Below are 13,181 nucleotides of genomic sequence, written 5' to 3'. Positions count from 1 at the left end.
ACCGCCGTCGAACCGCCAGAGCTTCACTGCTGACTGAAGGCATAACGCTGGCCAGCCTGGCCAGCGCGCCTATCCAACAACAAAGCAGTGCGGGAGTCGCCCATGAAAACTCAGGTTTGGATGAAAGCGAGTACGGCATTGGCGCTGGTCATGGCCCTTGGGCTTGCCGGGTGCAGCAGCGGTGGTGGTGGTCATCACAGCGAGGTTGATGGCTCGTCCACCGATGGTGGCGCTGGTGCAGGTGAAGGTGCAGGTGCAGGTGCAGGCGGCGGCTCCGACGGATCGGGCGGCAGCGGTGGTGATGGCGGCGGTATGGCGGGTGGTGGCAACGGCGCAGGCAACGGTGGCACTGGTGGTGGCACCGGTGGTGGAGGAGATGGTACGGGAGGCGGCGGTACCAATCCTGGTAACGGTGGCGGAACGCCAGGCGGTGGTGATGGTGGTACCGGTGGCGGTAATACGCCGACCCCGCTGGTCACCGGTCAGGTCGTCGGCCAGGTCGGCAATACCGTTTCCGGCCTGGGCGATGGTGTCAGCAACCTGGGTGAGATGATCGGCTCGCTGCCGGTGGCAGGGAACACTTCGCTGACCGGCGGCGTCGGTTCGCTGGTGTCGTCCACGGGTGATGCAGTCAGTAGTGTCGGCTCCGGCCTGAGCGAGGGGCTTGGGCAACTGGGCACCGGAAACAATGCCGTTGGTACGACACTCGGCGTGGTGGGGGCAGCCACTTCCAACCTCGGGACCGGCGTATCCGGCCTGGGACAGGGCATAGGGGCGCTCGCAACGAGCTCACCGGTCGAGCAGGTTCCATTGGTCAACCAAGTGGTGGCAGGCGCCGGGCAAGGCGTCGACCGTGTCGGTCAGGCGGTCACCATGCTGGGCAACACGCTGATCCCTGTCGGTACCAGCGGGCCGCTGGCGGGCGCCACGCAAGGGGTAAGCAATGCGTTGGTGCCGGTGGTGTCGCTGGTGGAAAACACCACTGCCAATGTCACCCGGCAAACCGGGCTCGCTGGCCCGCTGAACCAGACCCTCAACCAGGTCGGCGGGGCGCTCGACCAGGCCGGGCAACAGGTTGCAGGCACCGGCAACGGCAATCCATTGACCAGTACGCTCGGGCAAGTGGTGAGCAATGTGGGTAGCACCGTCAGCACCACCAGCGGCCTGGCCCCAACAACCGGCGGCGCACGCACTGGCCTGCTGGAAACCGTTGGCGGCGTGGTTGCTGGCGCTGGCAGCGGGCTGGCGGCGGGCACTGGTAATCCGGCGGTAGCGTCGGTAGGTGGCAGCACGGGTCAGGTTGGCAACACCGTCGCTGCGCTCGGCACGGTGCTCGGTGGCAATGGCGTCACCAATACGGCAGCAGGTGCTCCGGTGGCCGCGGTGACGCAACAGGTGAGCGCCGGTGTGACGCCGGTCGTCAGTGGCGTGGCCAGTGTGACCCAGCAGGTTGGTGCTGCGACGGGCGTCGGTGCGCCGGTCGCCGGTTTGCTCAATCAGGTGGGCGGTGCGGTGGCCAGTGCAGGCAGCCAGCTTGGCGGGGCCACTGGCAACCCGGTCGTCAGCCAGGTGGGGGCGACGGTCAGTGCAGTCGGTGGCACCGTTGGCCAGGCTGGCACGCTGGTCAATGGCAGCGGTGGCCAGAGTGGCGGGCTCGGCGGCGTACTGGGTGGTGTGACCGGTGCCTTGGGCGGCGCGCAGCGCTGATAAAGTGCCCGGCGGATCTTTTTCGCTGATCCGCCGGGCGCTCGGTTAGACGACGGCTCGCTCAGCACCTACGCTTGCATTGACAAGGGCGTCCCTGCCGGGCGCCCCTGGTTCCACAGGATCATGGAGTGTCCGAATGCGTCCACTGCTGGTGACGATGCTGGCGCTGTCCTGGGCCTGCGTGGCCCGCGCCGAACCCCTCCCGAGTTTTCTCAACAGCAACGAAACCGAACGCCGCCTGCCCACGCCGAATCTACCGGTGGACGCCTACCGTCCGGGCAAGCCTGGGCTGAATGTACCGGCACCAGCGGCACCCCAGCAGACGCCACTGCAGATGAACACCCAGGTCCTGGTGCGCAAGGTGCGCTTCGAGGGCGGGACCGTCTACCCCTTGGCAGATCTGCGCGAGCATTACCAACCGATACTCAATCGCAGCGTGACCCTCGCTGAACTGATCGAGGTCACCCGACGCCTGACCCAGCGCTACCAGCAGGACGGCTACCTGTTGTCCTACGCCTATCTTCCGCCGCAAGACTTCGCCGATGGCCGCGTGCGGGTGGTGCTGGTGGAAGGTTATATCCGCGACTACGAGGTCCAGGGCGATATCGGCTCCGCATCGGGCTATGTCGAGCGTCTGGTCAACAAGCTCAAGGCCGAGCGACCGCTGACGCGCAAGACCTTCGAGCGCTACACCAGCCTGATCAGCCGTATCCCCGGTGTCACCTTCCAGGCCCAGGTGCCGCCACCGGGCACCACCGACGGTGCCACGCGCCTGATTGCCCAGGCTTCGCGCAAGCCCTTCACCACCACGCTCAACCTCAGCGACGGCAACCGTGACGATCTGCAAGCGCTGCTGGGCGCCAGCAGCAATGCCCAGACTCGCTTCGCCGAGCAGTTGAGCGCCAGCGTGCTGGTGCCGCCGGGCGAGGACAAGGAACACTATTACCGCGTCGACTACAGCCAGTTCGTGGATGACGAGGGTACGCAACTGCTGTTGTCGGCATCGCGCTATCGCAGCGACCCGAAGGCGCGCATTCGCCTGGACAACGGTATCGACCTGACCCAGCACCGCGAGAACGAGCGTTACTCGATGGGGCTCAGCCAGGCGTTGATCGCCTCGCCGACCGAATGGCTGGATGTGGTCGGGCGCTTCTATGCGGTCAATGACCAGATCGACTACCAGGTCGTGGGCTTCCCGCTGAAGCTCGACAGCCACACCGACATTCGCGCGCTGTCGTTCGAGGGTGATTGGCGCAAGGCCGAGGCCAAGCGCCTGCGCATCCTCAGCGCCGGGGTTTACCAGGGCCTCGACCATTTTGGCGCACGCACCAATGCAGGCTACGACCTGGACTTCCTGCGCCTGCGCCTGTCCGGCGTGCAGAGCGACAATTTCCTCGAACACTGGCAAGGGGTCGTGTCCGCTGCCGGCTACTGGAGCAACGACAGTTTGCCCGACAGCGAACGGGCGGTGTTCGGCGGGCAGAACTTCGGTCGTGGCTACCCCAGCGACCAGGCCTCCGGCGACAAGGGCTGGGGCCTGGCCTACGAGCTGAACTACAGCATCCAGCGTGATGGTCAGTGGCTGAAGGTGCTGCAGCCCTATGTGGTGCTCGATACCGCGCGGGCCTGGTTCAACGAACTGGAGGTGCAGAAGGCGAAGATGTCGTCGGCAGCGGTAGGGCTGCGGTTTGGTGATGCGCGCTATTACAACATCGCGCTGGAGGTAGCCAAGCCCATGTCGGACATCGCCCTCGACAGCCTGAACCGGCGGCCGCGGTTCACGGTGAGCTTCAGTTATCAACTGTAGGGAGGATGGATCTTCCTAGGAACTGTCTGACCTGATCTGTCGAATAGCGTCTGATTGCCGCTCATGGGGGGCCTGTCTAGTCTTTGCGAGGACGTCAGGGAAGGAAGTTGGTGATACTTGATTTTTCGTTTATTTCGAATATGTTGAAGTGAACAGAAGTCTTCAGCGAGAAAGTTCATGACTGTGCCTATCCGTACCGAGTTTCCCGAGGCCCGTGAAGTAGCAGCCGCTGTGCAGGGGCAACGAGACCTGGCAGCCGTGCTATGCACTCAGGCTGACATGCAGCGCATCGAGATCTACGACGCCGATAACAAGGCGCATGCCGTCGAGCTGCCAACCAGTGCGCTGCGGTTGCTCCTGGACATACTGGGAGAGTTGGCACAGGGCAACTCTGTGCGGGTAGTGCCGGTCCACGCGGAGCTGACCACGCAGGAGGCCGCGGATCTGCTGAGCGTTTCGCGCCCTCATCTGGTGAAACTGCTCGAGGAAGGAGCCTTGCCCCATCACAAGGCGGGTCGACATCGTCGTGTTCTCTTCTCTGACCTGATGACCTACAAACAGCAGCGGGATCAGGCCAGCCGCAAGGCGATGGACGACTTGATCGCGCTATCGGAAGAGCTTGACCTGGGGTATTGATGCGTCACTCACCGTTCACCACGATTTACGACGCATGCGTTCTTTATCCCGCCCCTTTGCGCGACTTGTTGGTCAGGCTCGCTGGCAAGGGCCTTTACAGAGCCAGATGGAGCGCCCAGATCGATGATGAATGGAAAAGGAATCTGTTGCTGAAACGGCGGGATCTTACCCGGGGGCAATTGGACCGTATTTCCACACTGATGGAAGCGGCGATTCCCGATGCACTGATTGTCGGTCATGAATCCTTGTACCCGGCTCTGAGTCTGCCCGACCCCGATGACGTACATGTTCTTGCCGCCGCGATCAGAAGCAACGCGGAAGTCATCGTGACGTTCAACCTGAAAGACTTTCCCCCATCCGCTTTGCGCTGTTTCGGTGTAGAGGCACAGCACCCTGACGAATTCATCATGGACTTGTGGGACCTCGATCAGGCTGCTGTTCTGGAGGCTGTGGCTGAAATGCGGCGCAGCTTGGTTCGTATGCCTTACACCGCCGAAGCCCTGCTGGAGTGCTATTCGAGGCAAGGCCTACCGCAGACGGCAGGAGTTTTGCGCGACTTCGCCTTGTTGATCTGAACGCATTGGCCTACCGCCCCACCACCTGCATCACCGACTTGGGAAACAGATTGTCGAGTGTCTCCAGCAAGCGGGCGTGGTAGATCGGTTTGCGAAACAGGTCGAGCACATGCAGGCGCAGCAGGTCGCTGACGTCGTCCATGTCGGCATGGCCGGACATGACGATCACCGGCAGATGCTGGCGGGCGGTGTGGTCGCGCAGGCGCTTGATCAGGCCGATGCCGCTTTCTTCGGGCATGCGCAGGTCGGTGATCACCAGGGCCACATCAGGGTAGCGGGTGAGCTGTTGCAGGGCTGTCTTCACAGAGTTGGCGGTGTGGCACTTGAAACCTTCGTTTTCCAGCAGTTCAGCCAGCTCTTGCAGTGCCTCTTCCTCGTCGTCCACCAAAAGAATCTGCTGGCGCGAGGAAGAGTTCGGCATGCTTGGCTCCTGTTCGCCTGGCGTTATGCTGCGGCGTGCTGCTCAAGGTCATAGCGCCCCGGAGATGGCATTGAACATCGTGGTGATCTTGCCGGAGATCGTCGGTACGAATGGCACCAGCACCACCGCGACCATTGCGGCGATCAGCGCGTATTCGATACCGGACGCGCCGTCCTTGCGGGTGATGAAGTTCTTGCAGTGCTGAAGGATCCGTTGCAGTTGCATGGCACATCTCCTTGCGCCGACGGCGCGGGGTAAGGACGTGGCTAAGTAACGTCCATTTGCCATCATAGAATTGCCAAGCTGGCGAAGCCTGCAAATGTAAAAAGGCATTAACCCTAAAGTATTGGAAGCCAAGGCTTTTTCTAAGTACCTGTTTTCCCTGCATGTCCGCGTGCCAGACGAAAAAATCCCGTTTCCGCTCATGGCGAACGGTGAGGTCTGCGCTACCGTTCAATAGCGAAATAGTTTCGTTTTGCCATCAATCTAATGGCGCAGGGAGGCGGAGATGAGCAGTCGCTTGACCATGGTCCTGGCTGTCCTGTTTCTTCTCGGCGCAGTACTCGCAGGTTACTGGGGGCTGGTGCTCAGCCGCCCGTCCACACCCCCCGTCAGTCCTGCTCCCACGGTCGCCGAAGCGCCTGCCGAGGTGATCGTCGCACCTCCCCAACCGCCTGAACCGGCACGCAGCTCCATCGTTGTGTTGCGCAGGGCGCTCCCGGCGAACACGCCCCTGACCGAGGACGATGTGCTGCTAGAGCGCCTGCAAGTGGTGCCTGCCGGTGCGTTCCAGCACATCGACCAGGTGCTCGGTCGCTCCAGCGCGCGTGCGCTGTCGGCGGGCAGTTGGCTGGACGAGGCGAGCTTTCAGGCGGGCGGGCCACTGTCGCGGATGATTCGTGCCCACGAGCGCGCTGTGGCCGTGGGCGTCGACGATGTGGTGGGGGCGGCCGGACTGCTGCGCCCAGGCGACTACGTGGATGTGTTGCTGTTTCTGCGCGAGGAGAACAACAACCCGCAGTCTTCAGCCCAGGTGGTGCTGCCGGCCCTGCGCGTGCTGAGTGTCGGCGAGCTGATGGGGCTGGCCAACGATGGCCGGCCGGCGCAAACCGTCGAGGAGGAACAGGCCCGGCGCGAACAGCACGGGAGCCAAGGCAGCGTCGGCGCTACCCGCACCGTCACCTTGGCCGTACCCGAAGCTCTGGCCAGCCGACTGATGCTCGCTGCCCAGGCCGGTACCCTGCGCCTGGCCGTACGCAGCGCCGATGAACAGCGCTTGGCGCGTTACTGGGCCGAACCTGAGGCGCGACCGCAGGTCGAGAGTGCCGGACGCGAGCTCTATCGCTTCAGCCAGTTGTCCCAGTCTCCCGTGGCCAGCGCTGCTCCCGCCAACGCTGCGCCCAGCATGCAGATCATTCGTGGCGCCAAGGCTGCCGACACCGACAAGACTCCCTGACCAGGCAAGGATGCAGCGATGCGACGTTCCGAGCGTAGTTTCCGACATGCGTGCCGTGCACTGCTCCTGACGGCACTGGTGCCTCACGCCCAGGCGGCGGTGAAGGGGTGCGAGGCTTTCGGCCAGTTGCCCTCGGTGATCGAGATGGACCAGGGCCTGCAGCAGGAACTGCGCCTGCCGCTGGCGATCAGCCGGGCGGCGGTGGGCGAGCCCAAGGTCGCCGACGTGCAGGCCAGCGGCGATCACGCGGTGTTGCTGACCGCCGTGGGGCCGGGCAATACCACGTTGATGCTGTGGACCGCCTGCGCGCCAGCGCCGCATCGGACCATGCTGTTCGTCAAGGGACGGGCCAGTGCCGACATGGCAGAAGGCAGCCTGCTACCGTCCCAGGACGCGCAGTTGCCAAGCCAGGTGCAGGCCGATATCCGCTTCGTCGAAGTGCGCCGCAGCAAGTACAAGGAGGCAGGTGCGCGAATGTTCTTCAAAGGCTCGAACAACAGCCTGATCGGCTCGCCGGGAACGGTGCCGAATACTGCTGTGACCCCAGGCTCGGTGCCGATCACCCGCCCCGCGATCCCGCTCGACGACAACGTCTTCAACATCGTCTGGGGCGGTGGCAGCAGCAAGTTCCTGGCGGCGATCAACGCCTTGGAAAACAGCGGCTTCGCCTACACCCTGGCGCGCCCCAGCCTCACTGTGCTCAGCGGCCTGACTGCAAGTTTCCTGGCCGGTGGCGAGATCCCGGTCCCGGTGCCCAGCTCCGGCAGCGACAACGTGTCGATCGAATACAAGGAGTTCGGCGTACGCCTGGCGCTGACCCCGACCGTGGTCAGCCGCGACCGCATCACCCTGAAGGTTGCCCCCGAGGTCAGCGAGCTGGACTACAACAACGCGGTGAACATCGCCGGCACCCTGGTGCCGGGGCTGAGCGTGCGGCGCACCGACACCAGCATTTCCCTGGCCGATGGCGAGAGCTTCATCATCAGCGGCCTGGTCAGCAACAACACCCGCTCCTCGGTGGACAAGCTCCCCGGCCTGGGCAACCTGCCGATCCTCGGCGCGTTCTTCCGCCAGTCGGCGCTGGTGCGCGAAGAGACCGAGTTGCTGATGATCGTCACCCCGCACCTGGTCCAGCCGCTGGCGGCCAATGCGCGCCTGCCGCAGTTGCCGGGTGAAGCACTGCGCACCTACGACCCGAGTTGGGGCCAGCTGTTCTTCATGGAAAACGGCAACTTCGAAGGTCATGGGGGGTTATCACGATGAACGACAGCCTCAACCAGACTTACCTGGCCATCACCCGCAACGAAGACGACCTGCAGTGGCTGCAGGACGCCCTGGCGCCGCAGGGGCAGGTGATCGGCGCCAGCGCAGGCACCCTCGACGAATTGCTGGCGCTGTTGGATGTGACGTTCAGCAACCTGGTGTTCATCGGCCTTGACCGCGAGCAGTTGGTCAGCCAGTGCGCGCTGATCGAAGGCGTGCTGGAAGCAAAGCCGATGCTGGCCATCGTCGCGCTGGGCGATGGCATGGACAATCAATTGGTGCTGCATGCCATGCGTGCCGGTGCGCGCGATTTCGTCGCCTACGGCTCGCGTGCCAGCGAGGTGGCCGGGCTGGTGCGCAGGCTTGGCAAGCGCCTGCCGACGGTGACCAACAACCCCAAACTGGGTGGCCTGACCGTGCTCTATGGTGCCCAGCGCGGCGCCGATGGCGCGCTGCTGACCACCCACCTCGCGCGGGTGGTGCAGGAGAGCGGCCAGCAGACCCTGCTGCTCGACCTGGGTCTGCCGCGCGGCGACAGCCTGGCCCTGCTCGGGCTGGAGGCGTCATTCTATTTCGGCGATGCCTTGCGCCACCTGCGCCGGCTCGACACCACGCTGATCGACAGCGCCTTCACCCGCGACAAAGGCGGCCTGCGCTTGCTGAGCTCTGCCGAGAACGACGATCCGCTGCGCCAGACCAGCGCCGCCGAGCTGTACATGCTGCTCAGTGCCTTGCGCCAACACTTCCAGCACATCGTCGTGAACCTGACCGGGCATGCCGACAGCGAAGCGCTGCGTACCATCGTCAGCCATTGCGACAAGCTGATCGTCTACACCGACCAGAACATCCTCGACTGCCGGCGCAACCTGGAAGTGCTCGAACAGTGGCGCGACCGCGGCATCAAGCTCGAGCATGCCAGCTTGCTGGTGGACCGCTACCTGCGCAACGTCGCCCCGGATGCCGAGGCGCTCGCCAAGCGCTATGGCCTGCCGCTGCTCAAGGTGATGCCCGACTGCCCAGAGGTGCGCCTGAACGTGAAGAACCAGGGCCTGAGCCTGTTCGAACTGGCCCCGCGCGAAGGCCTGACCCAGGCCCTGCGTGCCCTCGGCGAGCGCCTGGCCCGGCGCTCGGAAAACCTCGCCCCACCGAGCTTCCCCTGGCTGCGTCGGCTGTGGGGTAGCAAATGAGCGGCGACGAACCCTTCGGCGGTCAGCGCCACGCCTCGGGCGACCCGCACGCGCTCAAGCGTGCGCTGCATCGCTTCGCTATCGACGCCATCGAAGACAGCGGGCGCAACCTGCTCGAAGGTGCACGCCCGGCGTTGACCCAGTTCGTCCTCGAACAGGTGGGTGACTATGTCGGGCGCTTGCGTCTGGCGTTGTCGCGCTACGAGATGGAGCGCCTGGCCGAGGAACTGGTCGATGAACTCACCGGCTTCGGCCCGCTGGAAGTGCTGCTGCGCGATGCCAGCGTCACCGAGATCCTGGTCAACGGCCCGCACCGGGTGTTCGTCGAGCGGGCCGGGTTGTTGCAGCAGACCGACCTGCGCTTCATCGATGCGCACCATGTCGAACGGGTCATGCAGCGCATCCTTGCGCCCCTGGGGCGACGCCTGGACGAGTCTTCGCCGATGGTCGATGCGCGCCTGCCCGATGGCAGCCGGGTCAACGCGATCATCCCGCCAGTGGCGCTGGACGGGCCGTGCCTGTCGATCCGCAAGTTCCGCCAGGACATGCTCAAGAGTGCCGACTTGCTGGCCACCCGCGCCATCGATCAACCTATCTTCGATTTCTTCGAGCGCGCCGTGGGCCGTCGTTGCAACATCCTGGTGAGCGGCGGCACCGGCACCGGCAAGACCACGCTGCTCAATATCCTCAGCCAGATGATCGCGCCGCGCGAGCGCCTGGTGACCATCGAGGATGTTGCCGAGCTGCAGCTGCATCACCCCCACGTGGTGCGTCTGGAAACCCGACCACCGAACGCCGAGGGCCATGGCGAGATCAAGCCCAGCGAGCTGATCCGCAACGCCCTGCGCATGCGTCCTGACCGCATCATTCTTGGCGAAATTCGCGGCGCCGAGGTGCTCGATGTGCTCACCGCGATGAACACCGGCCACGACGGCTCGATGAGTACCGTACATGCCAACACTGCACAGGACGCCCTGCTGCGCCTGGAGACCCTGGTCGGCCTCAGCGGCCGACAGATCGCCGAGAAGACCTTGCGCCAGATGATCTGCGCGGCGCTGGATGTGGTGATCCAGTTGACGCGTTTGCCTGATGGCAGGCGTTGCGTCAGCGAAGTGCTGGAGGTGGTCGGCGTACGTGAGGATGTGTATGTGACCAATACCCTGTTCCGCCTCGACCGACGCGGCGGCGAGACCTTCCAGCGCGAGGCGCCGAACCCGGCAGGCAGCAAACTGCGTCAGGACGGTGTCTCTTGATCGGGCCGTTGCTGCTGGCGCTGGCGCCGCTGCTGCTGGGCGCCGCCATGCTGCTGTTTCGCCTGGGCTTGTACAAGCGCGGCGAGGAGCGCGTCCTGCAGCGTCTGGGGCGCGCCTACCAGACGATTCGAACGGGCAGCGCCCGGCGCGACTGGCTCGACCCACTGCTGCAACGGGCCGGCCTGATCAGCGCTGACGTGCGTCCGCAACGCTGGCTGCTGGCGTGGTGTGGGCTGGTGCTGCTGGCGGTGCTGTTGGCCGGTTGGCTGGCCGGCCTGATGGTGCTGCTCGGTGCGCCGCTGTCGGGCTATCTGTACTTGAGTTGGCGATGCCGTCGGCGCATGCGTCAGCTCGTCGAGCAACTGCCCGGTCTGCTCGACTACAGCGTGCGCAGCCTCAAGGCCGGTCGGACCCTGAGCGATGCGGTGCTCGGTGGCATCGACGGCACGCGCGAACCGTTGCATTCGACCATGGGCCGTGTGCGCCGCAATGTGCAGATGGGCGTGCCATTGGAGGATGCGCTGAGCGAGCTGGCCGAGCTGTACGACCAGGACGAATTGCGCCTGTTCGCCCTGGGCCTGCGCATCAATCAGCGCTATGGCGGCAATGCCAGCGAACTGATGGAAAACCTGATCAAGCTGATCCGCGAACGTGAGCAAGGTGCGCGCCAGCTCAAGGCCATGACCGGCGAAACTCGCGTTACTGCGTGGGTGCTGGGGGCCTTGCCGCTGTTCATGGTCGGCTACTTCCTGACGGTCAACCCCAACTACCTGATGAGCCTTTGGCGCGACAGCAGTGGGCAGTGGCTGCTGTTCCTGGCCTTTGCCCTGCAGGCGATCGGCTGCCTGGTGTTGTGGCGCATGATGAGGAGTCTTTGACATGGCCCTGCTGATCTGCGCCCTGTGCCTGCTCGTCGTCGCCCTGTTGCTGGGGCTGCAGGCCTCGCGCCAGTTGCGTGCGCGCTACCTGGTTACACGGCGCCTGCAAGGGCGCCTGGCCCGCGAGGAACGCCTGGGCGACATGCTCCACTGGCTGGGCAGCAGCCCGCTGGGGCAACGCTTGCAGACGCTCGACGGGGAGACCCAGGGCCTGCTCGAACGGATCGGCTGGCGTCGCAGTCGCCAGCGCGCGCTGTTCGCCGCCGTGCAACTGGGATTGCCGTTGCTGGCCATGGGGCTGGCGTTGCTGCTGCAGCATGCCTTCATCGGCGTCGATGCCCTGCATTGGCTGGTGCTGCCAGTGTGCGCGCTGGTGATCGGCTACCTGTTGCCCAAGCGTCTGCTGGCACTGGCTGCCACGCGCAGGCAACAGCGTATCGCCCAGGAGGTCAGCCTGATGATTCCGCTGCTGCGTATTCTCTTCGAGACGGGGCTGGCCGTGGAGCAGGCGTTGCGTGTGCTCAGCCAGGAGGGACGGACACTGGTGCCGGAGATCAGCGAAGAGCTGCGGCAGGTGTTGCAACGGGTGGATTCGGGGCTGTCGCTTGGCCCGGAGCTGGAGAAGACTGCGCGGGTACTGGCAGTGGATGAGTTCGTCGACACCTGCGTGATCCTTCAGCAACTGCTGGTGCAGGGCAGTGGCGGGATGAAGTCGCTGCTGGCGCTCAAGGCGCTGCTCGACGATCGACGCCTCACGCACCTGCAGGAGCGAGTGTCGAAGATGTCGGCAAAGATGTCGGCGGTGATGATGGTATTCCTGTTCCCGGCCTTGCTCATTGTCCTGGCCGGGCCAGGTTTTTCTGCGTTGGCACGGGCCTTGGGCGTCTAGGGTCTGTCTAGGGAGAGAAGGATGAAAACGATCCTGTTGTTCACCGGCATGCTGCTGCTGAGTGGTTGTGCCGGGCAGTCGGCGCAGGGGCTGGGTGCATTGTTCGGCGGCCCGGGCTGTGGCAAGCCGGATGCCGATCAGCAACTGGCGTTGAACCTGGCGGACGAGATGCTCAATGAGGGGCGCCCGCATGCCAGCCTGGCGCACCTTGAGCAGTTGCCGAACACCCTCGACCAGGTGCGCCTGCGCAAGGCCAGGGTTTCGCGCCTGCTGGGGCGCAGCGAGGCCGAGCCCCTGTACCGCAGCCTGCTGGGTGGCTGCCTGGCGGCCGAGGGCGAGCATGGTCTGGGCCAGCTCGCCTCGGCGCGTGGTGACGATGCGCAGGCCTTGCAGAGCCTGCAGCGCGCGGTGCGCCTGGCACCCACTGACGAGCGCGTGCGCAACGACCTGGGGGTAGTGCTGATGAACCTGGGGCGTTACGAGCAGGCACGCTTCGAGTTCCTCACTGCCATCGAGCTGAAGGACGACAACGCTTTGGCGGCGGTAAACCTGGTGACCCTGTCGCTGGTACAGGACAACTGGCAACAGGCGACCGATCTGGTCGGTCGCCTGCACTTGCGCCCCGAGCAGTTCGCCGATGCCCAGGCCCGGGCCAGGCAGGTGAAATCCACCGGGCGTGGTCCCATTGCCTTGGCCAATGGTGCCGAGGCGGTGGTCAATTGAGCAGGAGGAGGGTGGTCATGTTCAGGTATCTGATGGTGCTTGCCGGGTGTGCTTGCGTGTCAGTGACGATGGCCCAGGAGCCACCTCGCCAGGCAGAAGCGCAGACGGCCACCGAGGCGTTGCTGCGGGTGCAGTCCAGTGGTGAGCAGGCGTCGAACCGGTTGCAGGTGCAAACGGCGCAGGAGCGCGACCAGTCGATGCAGCGCTGGCTGGACACCTACAAGTATGTGATCCCGGATTTCTATCGTTGGACCAAGATGACGTCTTCGAACAACTGAGTGCGATAGCTGCAGGAGCGGCGGTTCGGCGCTCCGACATGTCCCGCGAGCACGGGCGTAGCCCGTGCCAGGCAGCGCGGTGTCTTTTTCGCGGGCAAGTCGGGGCGC

General features: G+C 64.7%; 14 protein-coding genes. 12 read left to right on the top strand and 2 right to left on the bottom strand.

Annotation, left to right across the window (positions count from 1 at the left end; genetic code table 11):
• The first annotated feature begins 102 nt into the window (after positions 1–102).
• The 4 genes from APH44_RS19900 (at position 103) to APH44_RS19885 (ending at position 4,725) form a co-directional block, all read left to right on the top strand.
• On the top strand, positions 103–1,707 hold the full coding sequence (locus APH44_RS19900) for a collagen-like triple helix repeat-containing protein (RefSeq protein WP_054894191.1): 1,605 nt from the start codon (positions 103–105) through the stop codon (positions 1,705–1,707).
• Positions 1,708–1,843: 136 nt separating this feature from the next.
• Complete coding sequence (locus APH44_RS19895) at positions 1,844–3,514, top strand: ShlB/FhaC/HecB family hemolysin secretion/activation protein (RefSeq protein WP_054894190.1); 1,671 nt, start codon at positions 1,844–1,846, stop codon at positions 3,512–3,514.
• Between the two features lie 177 nt (positions 3,515–3,691).
• Entirely contained in the window at positions 3,692–4,150 is a 459-nt protein-coding gene (locus tag APH44_RS19890; RefSeq protein WP_054894189.1) for a helix-turn-helix domain-containing protein, read from the top strand.
• Positions 4,150–4,725, top strand: a complete 576-nt coding sequence (locus APH44_RS19885; RefSeq protein ID WP_054894188.1) for a PIN domain-containing protein — start codon at positions 4,150–4,152, stop codon at positions 4,723–4,725. Before APH44_RS19890 ends, APH44_RS19885 begins: the two co-directional genes overlap by 1 nt.
• A 10-nt stretch (positions 4,726–4,735) precedes the next feature.
• Here the strand turns inward: APH44_RS19885 and APH44_RS19880 are convergent, their stop codons facing one another.
• Both APH44_RS19880 and APH44_RS19875 read right to left on the bottom strand, forming a co-directional pair.
• Complete coding sequence (locus tag APH44_RS19880; protein WP_054894187.1) at positions 4,736–5,146, bottom strand: response regulator; 411 nt, start codon at positions 5,144–5,146, stop codon at positions 4,736–4,738.
• 48 nt (positions 5,147–5,194) lie between these two features.
• Positions 5,195–5,371 carry a Flp family type IVb pilin gene (locus APH44_RS19875; protein WP_054894186.1) on the bottom strand — a complete coding sequence of 59 codons (177 nt, stop codon included), beginning with the start codon at positions 5,369–5,371 and terminating at the stop codon, positions 5,195–5,197.
• Between the two features lie 283 nt (positions 5,372–5,654).
• Here APH44_RS19875 and cpaB point away from each other — a divergent pair, with 283 nt between their 5' ends.
• From cpaB to APH44_RS19835, 8 genes are read left to right on the top strand one after another with little or no spacing between them, the layout of a single operon-like run.
• Entirely contained in the window at positions 5,655–6,602 is a 948-nt protein-coding gene (gene cpaB, locus APH44_RS19870) for a Flp pilus assembly protein CpaB (protein WP_054894185.1), read from the top strand.
• A gap of 18 nt (positions 6,603–6,620) precedes the next feature.
• Positions 6,621–7,865 (top strand): type II and III secretion system protein family protein, encoded by a 1,245-nt coding sequence (locus APH44_RS19865; protein WP_054894184.1) that lies wholly within the window; start codon positions 6,621–6,623, stop codon positions 7,863–7,865.
• Positions 7,862–9,052 (top strand): pilus assembly protein, encoded by a 1,191-nt coding sequence (locus tag APH44_RS19860; protein ID WP_054894183.1) that lies wholly within the window; start codon positions 7,862–7,864, stop codon positions 9,050–9,052. The genes APH44_RS19865 and APH44_RS19860 overlap by 4 nt, the downstream gene beginning before the upstream one ends.
• Positions 9,049–10,305, top strand: a complete 1,257-nt coding sequence (locus APH44_RS19855; RefSeq protein WP_054894182.1) for a CpaF family protein — start codon at positions 9,049–9,051, stop codon at positions 10,303–10,305. Before APH44_RS19860 ends, APH44_RS19855 begins: the two co-directional genes overlap by 4 nt.
• On the top strand, positions 10,302–11,183 hold the full coding sequence (locus APH44_RS19850) for a type II secretion system F family protein (protein WP_054894181.1): 882 nt from the start codon (positions 10,302–10,304) through the stop codon (positions 11,181–11,183). The genes APH44_RS19855 and APH44_RS19850 overlap by 4 nt, the downstream gene beginning before the upstream one ends.
• A 1-nt stretch (position 11,184) precedes the next feature.
• Positions 11,185–12,072, top strand: a complete 888-nt coding sequence (locus APH44_RS19845) for a type II secretion system F family protein (RefSeq protein WP_054894180.1) — start codon at positions 11,185–11,187, stop codon at positions 12,070–12,072.
• A 21-nt stretch (positions 12,073–12,093) separates the two neighbouring features.
• A complete protein-coding gene (locus APH44_RS19840) occupies positions 12,094–12,795 on the top strand; it encodes a tetratricopeptide repeat protein (RefSeq protein ID WP_082420900.1) in 702 nt (233 codons plus the stop codon).
• A 17-nt stretch (positions 12,796–12,812) separates the two neighbouring features.
• Entirely contained in the window at positions 12,813–13,073 is a 261-nt protein-coding gene (locus APH44_RS19835; protein WP_054894179.1) for a DUF3613 domain-containing protein, read from the top strand.
• The last annotated feature ends 108 nt before the right edge of the window (positions 13,074–13,181 follow it).

The organism is Pseudomonas sp. NBRC 111143 (genome assembly GCF_001320965.1).
Taxonomy (GTDB): Bacteria; Pseudomonadota; Gammaproteobacteria; order Pseudomonadales; family Pseudomonadaceae; genus Aquipseudomonas; species Aquipseudomonas machongensis.
The sequence above is the reverse complement of the archived record's forward strand: the minus strand, read 5'-3'. Positions and strand labels throughout refer to the sequence as shown.